15 protein-coding genes, 1 tRNA gene and 1 pseudogene (1 of these 17 running past the window's edge) are annotated in these 19,094 nt (G+C 63.3%); 13 read left to right on the top strand and 4 right to left on the bottom strand.

What is annotated here, in order from left to right; translation table 11 throughout:
* From EYQ35_00255 to EYQ35_00245, 3 genes and pseudogenes are all read left to right on the top strand, one after another.
* Positions 1-4,924: pseudogene (locus EYQ35_00255) on the top strand (hypothetical protein) (it extends 4,739 nt beyond the left edge of the window).
* 24 nt (positions 4,925-4,948) lie between these two features.
* A complete protein-coding gene (locus tag EYQ35_00250; protein HIF62579.1) occupies positions 4,949-5,818 on the top strand; it encodes an NUDIX hydrolase in 870 nt (289 codons plus the stop codon).
* On the top strand, positions 5,815-7,416 hold the full coding sequence (locus EYQ35_00245; protein ID HIF62578.1) for a HAMP domain-containing histidine kinase: 1,602 nt from the start codon (positions 5,815-5,817) through the stop codon (positions 7,414-7,416). The genes EYQ35_00250 and EYQ35_00245 overlap by 4 nt, the downstream gene beginning before the upstream one ends.
* On the opposite strand, the gene EYQ35_00240 is transcribed toward EYQ35_00245, so the two are convergent.
* A complete protein-coding gene (locus tag EYQ35_00240; protein HIF62577.1) occupies positions 7,344-7,766 on the bottom strand; it encodes a hypothetical protein in 423 nt (140 codons plus the stop codon). The two genes, EYQ35_00245 and EYQ35_00240, sit on opposite strands and share 73 nt — an antisense overlap.
* A 107-nt stretch (positions 7,767-7,873) precedes the next feature.
* On the opposite strand from EYQ35_00240, the gene EYQ35_00235 reads away from it, so the two are divergent.
* From EYQ35_00235 to EYQ35_00205, 7 genes are all read left to right on the top strand, one after another.
* Positions 7,874-8,704, top strand: a complete 831-nt coding sequence (locus EYQ35_00235) for a heme-dependent peroxidase (protein HIF62576.1) — start codon at positions 7,874-7,876, stop codon at positions 8,702-8,704.
* A 352-nt stretch (positions 8,705-9,056) separates the two neighbouring features.
* On the top strand, positions 9,057-9,368 hold the full coding sequence (gene hspQ / locus EYQ35_00230; protein HIF62575.1) for a heat shock protein HspQ: 312 nt from the start codon (positions 9,057-9,059) through the stop codon (positions 9,366-9,368).
* A gap of 43 nt (positions 9,369-9,411) precedes the next feature.
* Entirely contained in the window at positions 9,412-10,206 is a 795-nt protein-coding gene (locus tag EYQ35_00225) for a hypothetical protein (protein HIF62574.1), read from the top strand.
* Positions 10,207-10,308: 102 nt separating this feature from the next.
* Positions 10,309-10,386 (top strand) — tRNA-Val (locus EYQ35_00220).
* A 184-nt stretch (positions 10,387-10,570) separates the two neighbouring features.
* Entirely contained in the window at positions 10,571-11,713 is a 1,143-nt protein-coding gene (locus EYQ35_00215; GenBank protein ID HIF62573.1) for a hypothetical protein, read from the top strand.
* Entirely contained in the window at positions 11,658-12,911 is a 1,254-nt protein-coding gene (locus EYQ35_00210; protein ID HIF62572.1) for an LLM class flavin-dependent oxidoreductase, read from the top strand. The genes EYQ35_00215 and EYQ35_00210 overlap by 56 nt, the downstream gene beginning before the upstream one ends.
* Positions 12,912-12,990: 79 nt before the next feature.
* Entirely contained in the window at positions 12,991-14,427 is a 1,437-nt protein-coding gene (locus tag EYQ35_00205; GenBank protein ID HIF62571.1) for an amidohydrolase, read from the top strand.
* A 34-nt stretch (positions 14,428-14,461) separates the two neighbouring features.
* On the opposite strand, the gene EYQ35_00200 is transcribed toward EYQ35_00205, so the two are convergent.
* Both EYQ35_00200 and EYQ35_00195 read right to left on the bottom strand, forming a co-directional pair.
* Positions 14,462-14,737 (bottom strand): hypothetical protein, encoded by a 276-nt coding sequence (locus EYQ35_00200; GenBank protein HIF62570.1) that lies wholly within the window; start codon positions 14,735-14,737, stop codon positions 14,462-14,464.
* A 21-nt stretch (positions 14,738-14,758) separates the two neighbouring features.
* Positions 14,759-14,944 carry a carboxymuconolactone decarboxylase family protein gene (locus EYQ35_00195; protein HIF62569.1) on the bottom strand — a complete coding sequence of 62 codons (186 nt, stop codon included), beginning with the start codon at positions 14,942-14,944 and terminating at the stop codon, positions 14,759-14,761.
* On the opposite strand from EYQ35_00195, the gene EYQ35_00190 reads away from it, so the two are divergent.
* Positions 14,943-15,488, top strand: coding sequence for a TIGR03668 family PPOX class F420-dependent oxidoreductase (locus EYQ35_00190; protein ID HIF62568.1), 546 nt, complete (start codon positions 14,943-14,945; stop codon positions 15,486-15,488). The two genes, EYQ35_00195 and EYQ35_00190, sit on opposite strands and share 2 nt — an antisense overlap.
* 30 nt (positions 15,489-15,518) lie before the next feature.
* Here the strand turns inward: EYQ35_00190 and EYQ35_00185 are convergent, their stop codons facing one another.
* Positions 15,519-16,727 (bottom strand): hypothetical protein, encoded by a 1,209-nt coding sequence (locus EYQ35_00185; protein HIF62567.1) that lies wholly within the window; start codon positions 16,725-16,727, stop codon positions 15,519-15,521.
* Between the two features lie 516 nt (positions 16,728-17,243).
* Here EYQ35_00185 and EYQ35_00180 point away from each other — a divergent pair.
* Both EYQ35_00180 and EYQ35_00175 read left to right on the top strand, forming a co-directional pair.
* Positions 17,244-18,662 carry a phosphotransferase family protein gene (locus tag EYQ35_00180; protein HIF62566.1) on the top strand — a complete coding sequence of 473 codons (1,419 nt, stop codon included), beginning with the start codon at positions 17,244-17,246 and terminating at the stop codon, positions 18,660-18,662.
* Positions 18,659-19,069: a hypothetical protein gene (locus tag EYQ35_00175; protein HIF62565.1), complete on the top strand. Its 411-nt coding sequence runs from the start codon at positions 18,659-18,661 to the stop codon at positions 19,067-19,069. The genes EYQ35_00180 and EYQ35_00175 overlap by 4 nt, the downstream gene beginning before the upstream one ends.
* Positions 19,070-19,094: the final 25 nt, after the last annotated feature.

Raw genomic sequence — 19,094 nt, 5'->3', positions numbered from 1 at the left:
CCAGGCCAGGATCGAACAGTGCGACAGCGGGGTGCTCAACAGCGACCTTCTCGCCGACCAGTGCCGTAGCGATTGCACATTGCCGATGTGCGGCGATGGCGTGGTCGACGGGGGTGAAGTTTGCGACGACGGCGACCTAGACAACAGCGATTCCTGCCTGGCTAACTGCGAGGCCGCGGCTTGCGGCGATGGCTTTGTGCAAGCCGGCGTAGAAGCTTGTGACGCTGGTGTAGATAACAGCAATACCCAGGCCGACGCCTGCCGTAGCGACTGCACGACGTCCAGTTGTGGCGATGGGGTAACAGACAGCGACGAGAGCTGCGACGACAGCAACTCCGACAACAGCGATTCTTGCCTCTCGAGCTGCGAGGCTGCTTCCTGCGGCGACGGCTTCGTCCAGCTGGATGTAGAAAGCTGCGACAGGGGCATGGCCAACAGCGACCTGCTGCCCAACTCCTGTCGGACTGACTGCCAGCCTGCTTCCTGCGGTGATGGCGTGGCCGATGTGGGCGAGATTTGCGACGATGGCAACGCCGACAACTTTGATGCTTGCCTGGTCAGCTGCCGGCCTGCTTTCTGCGGCGACGGTTTCGTCCAGATTGAAGTAGAAGCCTGCGACGCGGGTGCAGACAATAACGACGAGCAGGCCGACGCCTGCCGCAACGATTGCGCGCTGGCCAGCTGTGGCGACGGCGTGGTCGACGCGGGCGAGAGCTGCGACGATGCCAGTAGCCACAACCTGGGCACCTGCCTGGCCAGCTGTGAGCTGGCCTCCTGCGGCGATGGTTTCGTGCAAAAAGGTGTTGAAGCCTGTGACGCTGGCGTTGATAACAGTGACAACAACGCTGACTCCTGCAGGATCGATTGCGCGCTGGCCAGCTGCGGTGACGGCGTGGTCGACGCGGGCGAGAGCTGCGACGATGGGAACGCTAATAACGGCGATGCCTGCCTTGCTAACTGCGAAGTCGCGAGCTGCGGCGACGGTTTTGTGCAAGCCGAGGTAGAAGCCTGCGACGGTGGAGTTCTTAACAGCGATCGGCAGGTGGACGCCTGCCGCAACAACTGCACTCTGGCTGGCTGTGGCGACGGCGTGGTCGACGCGGGCGAGAGCTGTGACGACGGCAACGCTGACAACGGCGATGCGTGCCTGGCTACTTGTGAAACAGCCGGTTGCGGCGACGGTTTTGTGCAAGCCGACGTAGAAGCCTGCGACGCGGGCGTCAACAACAGCGATGAGCAGTCAGATGCTTGTCGCAATGATTGCACGCTGGCGAATTGCGGCGATGGGGTAACAGACAGCAACGAGAGCTGTGACGACGGAAACGCTGACAACAGTGATTCCTGTCTGGCTACTTGTGAAACAGCCGGTTGCGGCGACGGTTTTGTCCAGCTTGACGTAGAAGCCTGCGACGCGGGCGTCAACAACAGCGATGAGCAGTCAGATGCCTGTCGCAATGATTGCACGGCGGCCAGCTGCGGCGACGGGGTAACAGACAGCAACGAGAGCTGCGACGATGGCAATGCCGACAACAGTGACGCTTGCCTGGTTACTTGTGAAACGGCGGGTTGCGGCGACGGTTTTGTCCAGCTTGACGTAGAAGCTTGCGACGCGGGCGTGGCCAACAGTGACGAGCAGGCTGACGCTTGCCGCGGTGATTGCACGGCGGCCAGCTGCGGTGATGGAGTAATCGACGCCAACGAGAACTGCGACGATGGAAACGCCGACAACGGTGATGCCTGCCTGGCTACTTGTGTAGCGGCCAGTTGCGGCGACGGTTTTGTCCAGCTTGATCTGGAAGCCTGCGATGCGGGCGTGGATAACAGCGACGAATTGGCCGACCTCTGCCGCAGCGATTGCAGTTTGCCTTCCTGCGGTGACGGCGTGTCCGATGCCGGCGAGGCCTGCGACGACGGTAACACGGATAACGGCGACGCTTGCCTCGACAATTGTGACGCAGCCTCATGCGGCGACGGATTCGTGCAGGGCGGCGAAGCCTGCGACGCGGGCGCCGACAACAGCAACGAGCTTGCGGACGCCTGTCGCAATGATTGCACGCTGGCAAGCTGCGGAGACGGCGTAACGGACAGCAACGAAAGCTGCGACGATGGCAACGATGACAACGGTGATGCCTGCCTGGCGAGCTGCGAAGCCGCCAGCTGTGGCGACGGCTTTACCCAATTGGACGTGGAAAGCTGCGATGAGGGTGTGGCCAACAACGATACCGTTCCCAACTCGTGCAGGACCGATTGCACGGTGTCGGTTTGCGGTGACGGCGTGGTTGATTCCAACGAAGCATGCGACGACGGCAACAGCTACGACGGTGACGCCTGCCTGCAGGACTGCAGTGTGGCGACCTGTGGCGATGGTTTTAGGTTGGAGGGCGTCGAGCAGTGTGACAGCGGTGACGGACAGTACGGCCCCTTCCGCGTGGCCAACTCAGACACCGCGTCGAACACTTGTCGCAGTGATTGCACGTTGCCGTTTTGCGGCGATGGCGTGACTGATAACGGCGAGAGCTGTGATGACGGTAACAGCAACAATAGTGACTCCTGCACCGATGGTTGCCGCGTTGCCTTCTGCGGCGATGGCCTGGTACAGGGCGGAGTCGAGGCTTGCGATGCGGGTGCCGACAACAGTGACGACAAGTCAGACTCCTGCCGCGGTGATTGCACCCTGGCCAGCTGTGGCGACGGCGTGGTAGATGGCGGCGAGTTCTGCGACGACGGCAATGCCTCCAACAATGACTACTGCCTGTCGAATTGCACGTTGCCGGGCTGCGGCGATGGGTTTCTGCAGATCGACGTAGAGCAGTGCGACAACGGTGAGTTGAACTCGAACTCGAACCCCGGTGGCTGCCGCAGCGACTGCCTGTTGGCCAACTGCGGTGATGGAGTCGTTGACGAGGGCGAGGCCTGCGACGACGGCAACGCCGATGAAGCCGATTCCTGTCTGTCTAATTGCCGCGAGGCTTCCTGCGGCGACGGCTACGTGCAGACTGACGCTGAGCTTTGCGACGATGGCAACTCTTCTGATTCCGACGGCTGTCTCTCCTCCTGCGAGCCGGCCAGCTGCGGCGACGGCGTGTTGCGCCTGGGCGTTGAAGACTGCGACGCGGGAGTTGCTAACAGCGATGAAACGCCGGACGCTTGCCGGAGCGACTGCACCCAGCCCTTGTGTGGCGACGGTGTCACCGATTCGGGCGAGACCTGCGATGACGGGAACGTCGACAACGGCGACTCCTGTCTCGACAGCTGCCGTGCAGCCTCCTGCGGCGATGGATTTCTCCAGCAGGGCACAGAGTCCTGCGACGATGGTGCAGCCAACTCCGACGCGCAGGGCGATTCCTGCCGGAGCGACTGCAGTCTTTCGTCCTGTGGCGACGGCGTGGTCGACTCAGGCGAAACCTGCGATGACGGTAACGTTGGCAATTCAGATTCCTGCCTCAACGACTGTCGCTCGGCCAGCTGCGGCGACGGCTTCGTGCAGGTGGGGGTTGAAGCCTGCGACGCGGGCGTTGACAACAGCGATGACAACGCCGACTCCTGCCGGAGCGACTGCAACCTTCCGTCCTGCGGCGACGGCGTGGTCGACGCGGGCGAGAGTTGCGACGATGGTAACGCGGGCAACAACGACACCTGCCTGGACAGCTGCCTGGTGGCTGCATGCGGCGATGGCTTCGTGCAGATCGGTGTAGAAGCCTGCGACGCGGGTGTCGGTAACAACGACGAGAATGCCGACTCCTGCAGGACCGACTGCAGCATCTCATCCTGTGGCGATGGCGTGGTTGACGCGGGCGAGAGTTGTGACGACGGCAATGTCGACGACAGCGACGTCTGTCTCGATACCTGCCGGTTGGCTTCATGTGGCGATGGTTTCGTACAGATTAATGTAGAGGCCTGCGATGCGGGGGCCGATAACAGCGACGAGAATGCCGACTCCTGCCGGAGTGACTGCACCCTTTCATCCTGCGGCGACGGCGTGGTCGATGCGGGCGAGAGCTGCGACGATGGCAACGGCGACAACAGCGACGCCTGTCTTTCGAGCTGTGAAGCAGCGGCTTGCGGCGACGGTTTCGTACAGATTAACGTAGAGGCCTGTGATGCGGGCGTCGATAACAGCAACGAGAGGGTAGACTCCTGCAGGACCGACTGCAGCTCGTTCTCCTGCGGCGACGGCGTGGTCGATTCCAACGAATCCTGCGACGACGGCAACGCGGATAACAGCGACGCCTGCCTGGACACTTGTGAGTCGGCCTCCTGCGGGGACGGATTCGTACAGGCCGACGTGGAGGCCTGCGACTCGGGTGCAGATAACAACAACGACAGGGCCGATGCCTGTCGCACGAACTGCACTACGGCGGTCTGCGGCGATAGCGTGGTCGACACGGGCGAGGCCTGCGACGACGGCAACACCGACAACAGCGACGCCTGCCTTGCCAGCTGCGAGGCGGCGGCCTGCGGTGACGGCTTTGCGTGGGTCGATTTCGAGCAGTGCGACGACGGCAACATAGACGAGAGCGACGCTTGCCTGTCTGATTGCAGCAACGCTAATTGCGGTGACGGTAACGTGTGGCTCGGCGTCGAAGAATGCGACGCGGGCGATGCCTCAAGCGATGTGAGCCCGGACACCTGCCGGAGCGACTGCCGCCTGTCCTGGTGTGGCGATGGTGTCATGGACGCCGGCGAGCAGTGCGACGACGGGAACATGAACAGCGCGACTCGGCCGAATTTCTGCCGGCCTAACTGTGTGACGCCACACTGTGGCGATGGCGTTTCGGACGAGGGTGAGGACTGCGATCGTGATGCCCAGGAGGCGATGTCCGAAAAGATGGCTCCAGGCAAGCCGGTATCTGGCCTGTCGCTGCCCGCCCAGCCGGCCCCCGCAAGGGCAAAGGCTTCCGCTGACGCGAACGGAGAGCTATAGAAGTCATTCGGAGACTTATCCCGCATGGCCACCAACTTAAGAGACGCTGCCACCGTATTACCCCTGCGCGATATGGACGGTTCGCTGGAAGTTTTTATGGTGAAGCGTAACTCCGCGCTTGGCTTTATGGGTGGGTTTAACGTTTTTCCCGGTGGCGTTGTCGACGAAGATGACTCCGTGATCGGCTGGAAAGACGCGCTGAGCGGATACGACGGCGAGCGTTCTTCGCAGAGCATGGAGCAACTCGACGCGGACCGCACGCTGGGCTACCACGTGGCCGCTGTTCGTGAATTGTTTGAAGAGGCCGGCGTTCTGCTGGCCTGCGACTCATCGGGAAGCATGCTCGGAGGGGTGCGTGACGCCGAGCTCGTGGAGCGGCTCGGAACTCGCAGGGCTGAACTCGCTGGCGGCCAGGTGGAGTTCATGGAGCTGCTCGTAGGCGAAGGCCTCAAGATAGCGGCCGACGCGCTGCACTACTTTGCCCACTGGATCACCCCCGAGCCCTCACCCAAGCGCTACGACACCAGGTTTTTTCTCGCGGCTATGCCGGCGGGGCAGGAAGCCCACCACGACAGGGTCGAGTCGGTCGAAGGGGACTGGTACGAGCCCGAACAGGCCCTGGACCTCTACCTGCACAGGAAAATAAAACTCGCGCCGCCCACGCTTTGTGCGCTCGATCGCGTGGCCCTTCACGATACCGTTTCCGAGGCGCTTGAGGCTGCCGTCGCGCTGGACGTGGTGGAGGTCAAACCCAAGATCTCGCTGGGTGAAGATTCCGTGGCGATACTCTATCCAGGCGACGACGACTACGATTCTGGCGTCGCGGTTCACCATTCGAGTGGACGCATACTCAACCGACGCGTGTTGAGGGACGGCCTGTGGGTGAAACCATGAAGTACAGATTGCGCTGGCAGGCTTTCGACGAGTTGTGCGGGGAGTTGGCGGCGGCCAACGAGGGAGCCGCGTTCTGGATTGAGAATTCGACGGGCGAAGTGATGGCTGGCTCGCGGCCCGAGCCCGACTCGGGGCGTTGCTGTCGTGAGCTTGAAGATGACGGGCCGGTGGGTCGCTTGCTCGCTTGCGCCACGGGAAACGATGCCGCCAGCGGAGCGGGCCTGCTGCTGGCACTTGCCTCGCGCGAGATTAAGCAGCAGTCCACGGTGCGAGACATGGCCGACGCCACGGCACGGCTGTGGAGACAGACCAACGCGTTTTTGCGCATGGCCGAGACTACCCATCTCTCCTTTGACCCGGCGGTTGCCCTGGACAAGGTGCTCGACGTGATCGAGCACTCTACGTCTTTCAGGCGGGGCTGGGGCATGCTCAAGTTTCCCGGCGGCGAGGGCTGGCGCTTGCTCGGTGACTTCGACGGCAACCCGGCGGACGGGAGCCACGTGGCCGGTATCGAGGTACAGCCTCCAGCCACAGAGGCTCTCGACGAGGACGTTAAGCTGCTGCAGGCAGGTTGCGAGGACAGTGAACTTTACGAGCAGCTTTCTACTACGTTGAGGCGCAGCGGCCCTCTCGCGGTTGCTTCGCTGGATACCGGCCAGGGCTGTTACGGGTACCTGTTGGTGCCCGCGGACGATCCGGATCTGCTGACCTCGGAGGATTTCAAGGTGCTCGCCGCGGCTGCGCAGATACTGGGTGTGGCTGTTGAGAACGCGCACATCCTCGGCCGCGAGCGCGAGGCCATGAGGCTGCAGGTCGAAAACGACATGTTGGCCCTGCAGGCCCGCGACATGGAAGAGATGACGCACGTGGTAGCGCATGACCTCAGGTCGCCCATGCATTCGATATACGGATTCATGCACGTGGCCCTCGACGAGCTTTCCGATCTCTCTACCCGCCTCAGCCAGGACGGTTACAACAACGCTCCCGGAATGGAGACCATGGTGGCCGACCCGATACGCGACGCAATACGCAGCGTTGAAAAACTCAACCGGATGGTAAAGCGCCTGCTCGAGTTTTCGCGTTCGGCGAGAGCGCCCTACAACTGCGAAGATCTCGACATGAACGATCTGGTCGACGGCGTGGTCCGGTCATTCGGCTATGCGCTTTCGCAGGACGAGGTGACGGTCACGGTAGAGGCGCTTCCCCCGTTGGTTGCCGACCGCGTGCAGATGGAAGCCGTGCTCAGCAACCTCGTCGACAACGCGGCCAAGTACATCGGCGACGGGCCCGAACGCTCTGTCGTGGTGGGCTGCGTCGAAGGCGATAATGGCCGCGAGTATTTCGTGCGCGACACCGGCGTGGGGATGACTCCTGCTCAGGCCGCCAAGGTGTTTCAACCTTTCCGACGTTTTCACGCCGACAGCGCCCCGGGCGAAGGCATAGGGCTGGCCCACGTTCGCAAGATCATAGAGCGGCACGGGGGGCAGATTCGCTGCGAGACCACCGAAGGCGAGGGGACGACGTTTTATTTTTCGGTCGGCAGCGAGCCAGGTGCTGTAGCCGACGAGGCCCCGATCGCCTTGCAGGCGGCCGAATAGTCGCGCTGCAGTCGGGCCAGGTTGTCCCTGGCCGCGGGGCCGGTGAGCATGGTCTCGCCGCTGGTCACCGGCCGGCAGATCACTGTGGCCAGCTCGGCCTGCTGATGGGCTGACGCGAGCATTTCGGCAGCGGCGCAGGGGTCGCCACCGCTGGTAGCCTTGGCAGTGCCACGCTCAAGCAGCGCGCGCGCAACCCGCACCCTGTCCTTGCATTCCTGCCGCGCGTCTTCGATGCGCAGGTCGCGCAGGCCCCGAGCCTCGTCCATTGCCTCGCGAAAGCTGGAGACCCCGAAGGCCACCGCGAGCACGACCGAAACGGCCACGAGCCTGAAAAATGTTTTCCTGGTCATACTGGGTCTCCGACAGGGGTAAGTGTTTCATTGCCGTGGGGGCAAATAAAACGGCTGCTGCGCCTGGGCCCTGCCGGCCCGCCGCTCTGGACTCGCCCGCCTGAACCCTGTCAAATACCTGCGTGGACGTTCCGCAGACACTGGAGGGTTGGTACACGCTGCACGACGTGTGGAGCGTGGACTGGACGGCCTGGCTCCTGCTCGGCGATGACGAGCGGCGCAGCGTTCTCGATGAAGCCCGGGCGTGGCTCGAATCTGCCTCGTCGGTGCGTCGCGGCGACACGGCCATGTACAGCGTGTTGTCGCAGAAGGGCGACCTCATGTTCGTGCACTACCGCGAATCGCCCGAGGCGCTCAACGCCGTCGAACTGGCCCTGCGCCAGACGGCTCTCTACGGTTTTCTGCAACCCACTTACTCTTACGTGTCGCTCATCGAGGTCAGCCTCAACGAGGTAATGGGTATCGCCGCCAAGCGTCTGTCCGACCGCGGGCTTAACCGCGGTGACGAGGGGTTCGACGAAGCCTGGACCGAGGCGGTGGATGAGCAGCGCGAGAAGATGAAAGAACGCCTCTACCGCGACGTGCCGCCGCAAAAGTACATCAGCTTCTACCCCATGGACAAGAAACGCGGCGAGACCGTAAATTGGTATACCTTGTCGGCGGCCGAGCGCCGCGACATGATGCGCGGCCACGGCAGCGTGGGCCACAAGTACCACGAGGTGGTCACCCAGGTCATAGGCGGGTCGATCGGACTGGATGACTGGGAGTGGGGCGTGAGCCTGCATTCCGACGACATGCTGGTGTTCAAAAAGCTCGTCCACGAAATGCGCTTTGACCCTGCCAGCGCTCTCTACGCCGAGTTCGGGCCATTTTATCTTGGCATACGCAGCAGTGCCGGCAGCCTTGGCTTGCTTCTGAGCGGTCATGCTCCCTCCTGAAAACGCCACAATTTGAAACAATTCACGCCGAATGTTGCGGTAAAGTGCGACATTCGGTCCGGACATTGAGCTATCTGGCCTGGGACTATCGCGCGGGCCGGGGCCGCCCCTGCCGTTTGCCGATGGAGGCACGCGATTTTTTTCGCCTGTCTCCCGCCCCTTAAAAGAAGGAGAGCGCGTAAGCCCGGGTGACTAAAACCAGCACTTGCTTCGTCGACTGTTACTGGAAGCAAGGCGAGGGATTTCAATTCTTCACACAGGGCTGTTTGTGTGTCGTCGGCCCCCGCATTTTAATCCGCAGCACTGGTCGCAGATCAACAGGAGCAAAGAAGAGGTCGAGAAAATGGGAGCGTTGAGAACCCAAGCCAAGTTCCACGTCGGGCAACTTGTCGAGCATCGGTTGTTCGGCTACCGCGGTGTCGTGGTTGATGTCGACGCCGAGTTCGAAGGCAGTGATGAATGGTACCGCGAGGTGGCCAAGTCTATGCCGCCACGCGACCAGCCCTGGTACCAGGTGCTCGTGGACGGTTCGGAAGACAGCACCTACGTGGCCGAGCGCAATCTCCAGCGCGACGGGCTGGGCATTGCCGTCGAGAATCCCGGACTGGATTACTACTTTGACGGGATGGATGATGGGGTTTATCTCACACGTAACTTCAACTGATACCCGTTTACCCGGGTCGGCGGTTCTGCTCGCCGGTGTAATGTTGGCGGCGGGACTGCTGGCGACCGGTTGTGGCGGCAACGACGGCGGCAACGACAGCGCTCGGCCTGCTGCCGCTACGCCGGCCCCGGGCGAAAGCGCCGATACCAGCGCGCTGGCCGAGCCGGCAACGGGCACAGAAACCGTGAGCGGGACAGTCAAGTTGCTGGGCGACGTGCCCGCCAGAAAGCAGTTGAGAATGTCTGCCGACCCGTACTGCGTTAAGGCCAACGAGGCCGGGGCCTTCAGCCAGTCCATCGTCACCGGCGGGCAGGGCGGCCTCGCCGGGGTTTTTGTCTACCTGTCGGCTGGAGTCGCGCCCGGCTCCCGTGCCGTCCCCGACGAGCCGGTGGTACTCGACCAGCGCGGCTGCATGTACGAGCCCCGGGTGGTGGGCGTGCGAGTGGGGCAGGAAATAGAGTTTCGCAACAGCGACTCCACGCTGCACAACGTCCACGCGATGCCCGAAAGTTCGCGCAGTTTTAATCTTGGAATGCCGCGCAAGGGCATGACCACGCGCCGCCGCTTTTCCAAGCCCGAGGTGTTGGTGCGGGTCAAGTGTGACGTGCACCCCTGGATGGAAGCCTACGTGGGTGTGCTCGAACACCCTTACTTTGCCGTCACCGACGAGCAGGGCCGTTACAGTATCAGCGGCCTTGTGCCCGGCGATTACACGCTGGCAGCGGTGCATCCGCGCCTGGGCCGGCTCGAACGCGCGGCCCAGCTGCAGGCGGGCGATTCTCCAGCGGGCGATGCTCCAGCGGTTGATTTTGCCTACCCCGCCCGCGGCGGGGGCTGACCCTGAGCCCGGGCGCAGTCGCCCAGTGGCCACCCGTACCGGCGCTCCGGGGCCGCGCTCAACTGGACTTGCGAGCCTGCAGCGGTTAGTCGTGCTGCCGTTGGTCGCATAGCTCAGTCCGGTTAGAGCGCCTGCCTCACATGCAGGAAGTCCCTGGTTCGAGTCCAGGTGTGACCACCATTTTTCAAGGCCGGCGACAAGACCGACCTCGACCCCGCGTCGGTGGAGCGCCTCAAGGCGCTCGGCTACCTGAACTAACGTCTCCCACCCGCGGGTCACCGGGGCGTGTCTGTGCAGCCGCCGCGCGAGGCCTCGTGGTCGCGTTGGCCGTTGCCTGTCGATTGACCAGGGGGTAGTCTGCGCTATGGCCGAGGCAATCGATCTCTCGCGTTGGCGGGGGCGTATCAACGACGCCGATTCGCACCTGCAGGTTTCGATGAGGCGTTATCCTGAGCTGCTTGGTCGCAGCGGCGAGCTGATCTACGAGCGGTTCAATTCCTTCGCGTCTGGTACCGAGTTGGCGCGCATACTCGATCCCGAGGACGGTGAGGTCGAGGCCACCGACGATACTGTCTGGAACGTAAAGGGTCCTACAGCCCCGGGGGCCGGATCCGTTGACGGGCGACTCAAGGTTCTCGATCGTATGGGTATCGCACGCCAACTGGTGTTTCCCCAGGTGATGGTCTGCTTGCCGGCCTGGGGAAAAGGCGAAGAGGCACTACAGGTCGTGCGTGACTACAACGACCTGTGCGCGAGCTGGGGGCGCGAATCAGGGGGACGACTGCGAGTGGTGGGGCTGCTTAACATCCGTGATCTAGGGAACGCCCTGGCGGAACTCCAGCGCGCCCTGGACGCCGGCGTGCGGGCTTTCCTCCTGCCCGACGGTGTTCCGCCGGGAGGGGTTTCTCCCGCGGCCCCGGAGATGGATCCACTGTGGTCGACACTGGCCGCGGCTGGGGCCAGCGCCTTGCTGCACATAGGTGGACACCTGGAGTACCGCCGGCACTCGGCCTGGGACCAGACCGAAACCCTGAAGGCCGGGGGTGCCGGGGCGGGCGAGATCGTCAACCCTCACTCGCTTGCCACCGTTCACCAGGCACCGGAAAATTTCCTGGCAGCGATCACTCTGGGCGCGGTGTTCGAACGTCATCCCGACCTGCGCTTTGGATCAATTGAGCAGGGTGCCGGTTGGGTGGGTCCGCTCGCCCAGCGCATGGACGCTCTTTTTCATACCGGCGTCGCTGGCCGTTCACGAGAGGTCTGTTCGATGCTGCCCTCCGAGTATTTGCGTCGTAACTTTCGTGCGACACCGTTTGTCCACGAGGATGTTGGCGGGATGATCGACCATTTTGGACTGGAGGAGGTGTATTGTTTCTCGACCGACTTCCCCCATCCAGAAGGCGGTCGTGCGCCCCTGCAGAAAATGACCTCTACGTTGTCGGGGCACGACGATGAGATCATGGAGAAGTTCCTGGTGGGTAACAGCGAGCTGTTGCTGGGTGACTGAACGGTCTCGGCCTCCGCGAAGGCGCGAGATAAAAAGGGGGAAAGCCTGGATGGCTGATAATACCGGCAGGGTCACGGTAGGTTACCAGGATGGGTGCCTGCACCCGCTGGTCATCTCGAAGACGGGGATCCGCCTGGCGAGATGGATGGGTGCCGAGGCCATATGGTTGCCCGATCATTTCATGGGATTCGCGCCCAAGTGGATGTGGACGCCTGAAAACGTGCCGGCGGCCCGCGTCATCCACTCGATGGACGCGCTTTTCGACCCGGTACCCGTGCTCACGTACGTCGCTCTGAAGTACCGCAAGTTGTTGATCGGGACGTCGGTCACCGAGCCGATCCGGCGTCATCCCATGTCGCTGGCGCAAACCTTCGTGACCCTCGACCATTTATCGAGCGGTCGGGCGATCCTGGGAATAGGCAACGGCCTGCGAGAAAATACCGAGCCCTACGGGCTTGACTGCGGCCGCCGCGTGGCTCGCTTGGAAGAAGCTCTCGAGTTGATCGGCCTGTTGTGGGGCAGCGAGGGACGACCTGTTCAGTTCGAGGGCAAGTTCTGGCACCTGCGGGACGCGGTGTTTGACCTGCCGTTGTATAAAAAGAAACCGCCGCGAGTTTTTCTCGGCGCGCATTTTCCCCGCATGCTCAAGTTGTGTGGCCGTTATGGCGACGGGTGGCTGCCCGGACAGAAGGTCCCGGGCCAGGAATACGGTGCACGGCTCGATGTCATCCGTGAAGCGGCCGCCGAGGCCGGCCGCGGGATGGAGGGATTCGTTGCAACCCAGACACTGCTGTGCGCTTTCGGCGATAGCCGCCAACAGGTGATCGACCTCGCGCTGGGCAACAAGTACTGCGCTTACATGGCGCTGGGGCTGCCGCCGGAAATGTGGAAGGAGCAGGGCGCTGAGCATCCCCTGGGCCCCAACTCTGGCGGTTTTCTTGAGATCGTTCCCTCGCGTGTGACCGAGGAACACGTCGACGCGGCCCTGGCGGCCCTCACGCCCGATATGCTCGACTACCTGTTCTACATGGGCTCTCCGCGGGAAATTCTCGACGAGGCCGCGCCCCTGGCGCAGGCTGGCTGCAGGCATTTCATCATCGCAAACATGGGTGGGGCCTTCACGGGGCGGGGAATAAAGGACTTTCCCGACATGTACCGGCTGATGCGTGGATTGCGCGGGCTGGCCGTACGGGGCTGATCGAGCATGCGCCTTTCCTCTGTGACGGCAGGTCGCTAGGTTGGCCGCGCCCGCTGCCCCGCGAGGCCGGGCAGCCGCCGTGACGATATCCCCCAGCCCCAGTGCCGATCGCATTCGTCGACGTATCGACCATCCGATTATAGATGCCGACGGCCACTGCCTGGAGTACCTTCCATTAGTCTATGACTATCTTCGCGAGGCGGGCGGTGAACGCGTGGAGAATGGTTTACGCGGGACCGTCGAGATGAGCCGCGGCATGGCCCGGGCGACTGTGGCCGAGCGACGCTCGTTCGGGGTCATACGCCCGCCGTGGTGGGCCTTCCCGGCGGACAACACCCTCGATCGTGCCACGGCGATGCTGCCGGGATTGCTGCACGCTCGGCTCGATGAGATTGGCATTGACTTCGCAGTCGTGTACCCCACCTTCGGCCTGATCATCTTCGGTATCCCCGACGAGGAGATCCGCCGGGCGAGCGCCCATGCTCTCAACCGCTACTTCGTCGATTCCTACGGAGAGTATAGTGACCGTCTCACCCCGGTGGCTACTATTCCCATGCACACGCCCGATGAAGCACTGGCAGAACTCGACCACGCAGTGTTGGAACTCGGCATGAAGACCGTGCTCATGGCCGGGTTCGTGGCGCGGGACGTCGAGACCGCCGGTGATACCCCGCGCCCAATGCAGTGGCTCGATACCTTTGGTTTCGACAGCCCTTACGATTACGAACCGGTGTGGCAGCGTTGCGTGGAGCTCGGCGTCTCGCCAACCTTTCACTCCAGCGGGATGGGCTGGGGTAGCCGGATGTCGCCATCGAGTTACGTGTACAACCACCTCGGTAATTTCGCGGCGGGTGGCGAGGCCGCGTGCCGGGGGCTGTTTCTCGACGGAGTTGCACGACGAAACCCGGATATTCGTTTCGCTTTCCTCGAGGGTGGCGTGGCGTGGGCGGCGACGTTGTTCAGCGACATCATCAGCCACTGGGACAAGCGCAGGGCCGGGGTCGTGGAGCGCTATGACCACCGGCGCGTAGACCGGGACCAGCTGCGTTCGTTGTTTGCCCGCTACGGCAACGAGCGTTTCAACGCGCGCCTGGATGATCTCGACGATGCCCTGTGGCCGTTATCCGAGCCCGGCGACGACGACAGTCTTCTCGACGAGTTTGCACGCTCGGGTATCGACAGCGTCGAGGACATAGTGGAAGTCTTCAGGCGTAATTTTTTCTTCGGCTGCGAGGCAGACGACCGCGGTACCCTCACGGCCTTCGACGGTCGTCGAAACCCGGGCGGCCTGCGACTCAACGCGGTGTTCAGTTCCGACATCGGCCACTGGGACGTGCCCGACAACAACGAGGTGCTCGCCGAAGCCTGGGAACTGGTGGAAGAAGGGTTGCTCGACGAAAAGGATTTTCGCGACTTTACCTTCGCCAATGCCACCGCGCTGTATACCGCTAACAACACGGATTTCTTTCGCGGCACTGTTGTCGAGGGAGCCGCGATCGAGGAAGCTGCGCGTTGAGGCGGCAGCGCAGCGATACGAACCGTTTTCCGGCTTACAGTCGCATAGGTTCTTCCTGCTCGACACCGAACACCGCCAGCATTCGGCCCAGGCCTACGAACATCGAGCAGCAGACCGCCAGGTCCACGATCTCGGCCTCGCTGAACTGCGCGCGCAGGCGTTCAAAAAACTCCTCGTCCAGGGTGTCGTGCTGCAGGCAGAAGCGTTCGGCGTACTCTATCGCCAGCTTCTCCTGCTCGCTGTAGTCGGAGTTGCCGGCGTACTCGTGCACCGAGCAGTACAGGCCCTCTACGTCTTCCTGCCCCACCAACGATGAGGCTCTCGTGGCCAGTCAAACCCCGCAGTCATTGATCTGAGCCACCCGCATGCGCGCAAATTCCCGCACGCGGACGGGTAGCCTGGTTTTGTCGTAGACCGCTGTTGAGAAGGTAGCTACGGCCCCGAACATATCGGGGTTGAGGGAAAACAGTCTCGGGATCTCTTCGCCGTCACCTTCGGGAACGTTGATACGCGCCATGATTCCTCCTGTTCGGCCCTACCGGGCTGGGCCATGGGGCCATTGTCGTGCTAGGTTCGGGCCTTGTCCAGACTGCGGGAGAAATGACGTGGAACTACCGGTCGATATCTGTGAATCACTGCTGGAGCGCCACCCGGTTGCGCGCCTGGCCACACTCGGACCCTCGGGTAGCCCGCACCTTGTGCCCGTCGTGTTCGTCCGCCACGGCGGTGATTTATGGACCCCCATCGACGGCAAACCCAAGAGTGGCGGTGAGCTTGTCAGGGTCCGCAATGTTCGGAAGAACCCGGCCGTGGCCGTTCTGCTCGATGACTACGACGCAGACTGGAGTCGCCTGTGGTGGCTACGGGTGGATGGTCGTGCCGCGGTGGTAGAGGGAAGGCACCCGCAGAGCGATCCCGAGATAGGGGAGGTAGCCGAGGGCCTGCGGGCCAAGTACCCCCAGTACGACGAGGTACCGCTCTTCCGAGCCGAGCCCCAGCTCTTGAGGATCTCCGTGGTACGGGTTCGCAGCTGGTGCGCGGGGCGGGAAGCGCTGCCTTAACCGGCTCCGGGCTTCGGTGAGCGGTCGGTACTATTCGGCGGGCAGGCCGAGTACGAAGACCAGCAGGCAGGCCAGCGACACCGCGAGGTAGCCCGCCATCCGCGCGCCGCGGTGGGGAAGCTCCCGTAACTTGTAAGCCATCACCACCGCCACGACGCCTTGCAGGAAGTAGTACAGGGCAAAGGCCCGCGAGGCGTAGGCGATGATCTGGTTCACATCCGTTTCCCACGTGATCGCCAGGGTGACCACAAGTATGAGCAGGTACGCGTAGCGCATGGGCAGCCGGTGGCGGGTTATGTCTTCGATGAGTCCACCGGCGCCGGCGTTGTCGGCCACCGCCGCGCTGAACTGGCTACCGATGGCGGCCACTGCCAACAAAAGCGGCAGGATGACGGCCACCGGCCTCGTCATGCCTATGATGGCGGTCACGTCGGCGCCCAGGCCGTCGTGGAACAGCACGGTGACCAGGCCGATGAAGGTCAGGTAGATCGCGGATGAAATCAGCTGCGCGCGACGCATGGTCCTGATCCTCTGTTCGGCAGAATGTCCGGCACCCAGGTAGCGCGATGTTTCGAATCCCTGCACGACGATCAGCAGACCCAGCAGCACCCTGAAGTCGGCGAAGTCGATGACCGACGAAACCGGCGCCAGCGTCCATTCGCCTGTTACCAGCAGCCCGGAGTTGTACACGATCAACGAGGCGATCAGCGCGCCGATAATGCCGAGGTTAAGTCCGATGGCGTACTTCTCGACCTTTTCGAGCAGGGCCAGTCCGCGCCACGCGCCGATCAGGCCTATGGTCACCAGCAGTGTGCTGGTGATCGCGTGGGCGATCAGCTGGTCATTTTTTCCCAGGGCGGAGAGCACGAACGCGGCGAGCAGCTGCAGGTAGTAGCTCACCGAGATGAGATAGGCGCCCGCCAGCACCAGGCGTGATGTGAAGGCTATCGACTGGGCCGGCCCGTGGCCGTCGGCCTCCACGGGTTCGAAGTAGCGTATGTTGAAACGGACCACGCCGCCCACCAGGTAGGCGAGTACCAGCAGTGCGGCCATGCAGAAGAGCGCCAGGTTGCCGACTATTCCTGCCAGCAGGGGTGCACTGACGAGAAACCCGCTGCCCATGATGGAGGCAAGCGGCGTGACGGTGGCACTCCAGTCGGAGGATTTCGCCAGCCTCGGCGAGAAAAGCAGGTAGGCGGCGAGCGCCAACGCAAAAACAACTATAGCTGCGCCCGGCACCTTGTCAGTCCTTCGCTTCCGGCTGCATGAAGGCCAGGGCCATGCCGCCCGGCGCGTCGGTGACCGAGGCTATCAGCCCGCCCTGTATTGCCTTGTTGGGGCCGCTCACCGTGTGGCCGGCTCCTTGCGCGCTGGCGACGCTCCGGTCAATATCGACCGACTGCAGGGCCAACCCCCAGGCGGCTGCCGGTACCGGTGCCTCGCGGTTGGCGGATATTTCAAGGATTGTTTCGCCCGCCTTGAGAAAAGCGTAACGACCCCGCGGCAGGTCACGGACACGAGGGCGCAATGCGAAGTTGTCGGCGTAGACTGATGCCGGTTGCTCCGCATCGGGAGCCATCAGTACCAGGTGGTCTATAGATGAAACCGCGTTGGGGTGGTCTACGGGCGCGTCCGCGCCGTGGGCCGCTTCGAGCAGAGTCAGTGCACCCGGCGTCAACTCGGTGGGCACTTGCAGGCAGGTGGTAGCGGGGTCGTGGGCAAGTTGGACGCCACTGCGCGCCCCGATAGCCCGGGCTGCCTCCCCGATGTCGGCGCAGGTCCAGGTCCATCCGAGCAGGGTGTGGTTATCGGCAAGTGCACCGGTCACGGCACGTGACAGTTCGGTTCTTGTTCCGTCGTCCACCAGCAGCCGGATATCGGCGTGCTCAAGAGCGATGTCATGGCAAAGACACCCCTGCCAGGTCCTGGGAGAACCCAGGGCAAAGCCCATGTCAGACCACGCTTGAAGATGATCATCACTCGCTGCTACCAGGGCAGCCCCAACTCCGTCAACGATTCTCACCGGGTAAGCATAGAGGGGTGGCGGTATCATGGGAATGGGAGTCGCCGGGGGCTGCATTGCGGGGTTCCGACGGCTCGGGTGCCGAGCTAAACAGGTCTGTCGTGGAACGGGACCTTGAGAAGAGCCAGGCGGCGTTGCAGGAGTTCATACGCCGCCAGCAGCATGGGCAGGCCGCCGCGGGCGCCGACGCGCTGCGCGTGGGCGAGCTCACCCGCTTGTCGGGCGGGGCCAGCTGCGAGGTTTACGGCTTTGACCTGCAGGCTGGAGACGGCCCAACCCGCGCCATGGTGCTGCGCGCCGACCGGCCGGGCAAAGATTTCAGTGCCAGCCGCGCCGACGAGTACGCGGTTTTGCTCGAGGCCGAGCAGGCCGGCGTCACCGTTCCTCACGTTCACTGGCTGGGCAGTGCCGACGACGAGCTGGGCGTGCCCTTCATGGTGATGGATTTCGTGCCGGGTCTTGCCCTGGGCCAGCGGCTGCTGCGCGACGACGCTTACGCTTCAACCCGCGAGGCGCTGCCCGGTCAACTCGCGGGCGAACTGGCCCGCCTGCACGCGGCCGCTCCCGGCCATCGCCTGTCGGATGCGATGCCGGCTGGGGACGACCCGCGACGTTTTGCGCTCGCCGCCGTCAAGCAGTGGACCGCCGCCACGGCGACCCTGCACACCGACTACCCGAGTCCCGCCCTGGATCTTGCGGCCCGCTGGCTCAAACTCAACGCGCCCTCGGTCCGAGAGCCAGTGCTGGTGCACGGCGACTTCAGGGTAGGCAACATCATGTTCGATGAGCGCGGCCTCACGGCGGTGCTCGACTGGGAGCTCGCGCACCTGGGCGACCCCGCCGAGGATCTAGGCTGGCTGTGCGTGCGGTCGTGGCGATTTGGTTGCGACCAGCCTGCGGTGGGCGGCCTGTGCACGCGCAGCCGTCTGCTCGAGTTGTACCGCGAGGCCGGTGGCCGGGCGGTGTCGGCCAACCAGCTTCGCTACTGGGAAATATTCGGCAACTGGAAGTGGGCGATCATCTGCCTGCTGCAAGCGGCCAGTGCACGCGCGGGCAGCAGCCCCGACGTGGAACTCGCCGCCATAGGCCGGCGCGTGCCGGCCGTGGAATGGGAGCTGGTCGACTTGCTCGACCGGGAGCAATCACAATGAAAGATTATCCACCGGCAGACGAGTTGCTCGAAGCCGTGGCGGCTTTTCTCGACGAGGAGGTCAAGCCGCTGCTCAAGGGTGGCCAGCGCTTCAAGAGTATCGTGGCGGCTAACGCCTGCAGGGTGGTCGCGCGCGAGGCGGCCGGAAAAACCGCGCTCGTCGAAGAGCAACGCCGCGGGCTGAGCGAGTTGTTGGGCAAGGATGGCGAGCTCCCAGCTGCCGTTTCGGGAGACGACAGTTCGGCAGATGAACTCGGCCGCGAGCTGTGCGCGGCTATTGCCGAGGGTGCTTATGACCAGGGCCAGTCACGCGAGCAGTTGCTGGCCTGGTTGCGTGACGACGTCGAGGCGCGCCTGCGCATCAACGACCCGGCTTTTCTTGAGCGCAACGCGCGTCGCGACAAGTAACCGCTGCTGAAAACCGCGCGCTGCG

It is taken from the genome of Candidatus Binatota bacterium, assembly GCA_012960245.1.
Taxonomy (GTDB): domain Bacteria; phylum Desulfobacterota; class Binatia; order UBA1149; family UBA1149; genus UBA1149.
The sequence above is the reverse complement of the archived record's forward strand: the minus strand, read 5'-3'. Positions and strand labels throughout refer to the sequence as shown.

Excerpts from the sequence above, each read along its gene's own strand:
- EYQ35_00215 (HIF62573.1), top strand. The coding sequence starts at position 10,571 with ATGGCCGAGGCAATCGATCTCTCGCGTTGGCGGGGGCGTATCAACGAC.
- EYQ35_00245 (HIF62578.1), top strand. The coding sequence starts at position 5,815 with ATGAAGTACAGATTGCGCTGGCAGGCTTTCGACGAGTTGTGCGGGGAG.
- EYQ35_00190 (HIF62568.1), top strand. The coding sequence starts at position 14,943 with ATGATTCCTCCTGTTCGGCCCTACCGGGCTGGGCCATGGGGCCATTGT.
- EYQ35_00195 (HIF62569.1), bottom strand. The coding sequence starts at position 14,944 with ATGGCGCGTATCAACGTTCCCGAAGGTGACGGCGAAGAGATCCCGAGA.
- EYQ35_00175 (HIF62565.1), top strand. The coding sequence starts at position 18,659 with ATGAAAGATTATCCACCGGCAGACGAGTTGCTCGAAGCCGTGGCGGCT.
- EYQ35_00210 (HIF62572.1), top strand. The coding sequence starts at position 11,658 with ATGAGATCATGGAGAAGTTCCTGGTGGGTAACAGCGAGCTGTTGCTGG.
- EYQ35_00240 (HIF62577.1), bottom strand. The coding sequence starts at position 7,766 with ATGACCAGGAAAACATTTTTCAGGCTCGTGGCCGTTTCGGTCGTGCTC.
- EYQ35_00250 (HIF62579.1), top strand. The coding sequence starts at position 4,949 with ATGGCCACCAACTTAAGAGACGCTGCCACCGTATTACCCCTGCGCGAT.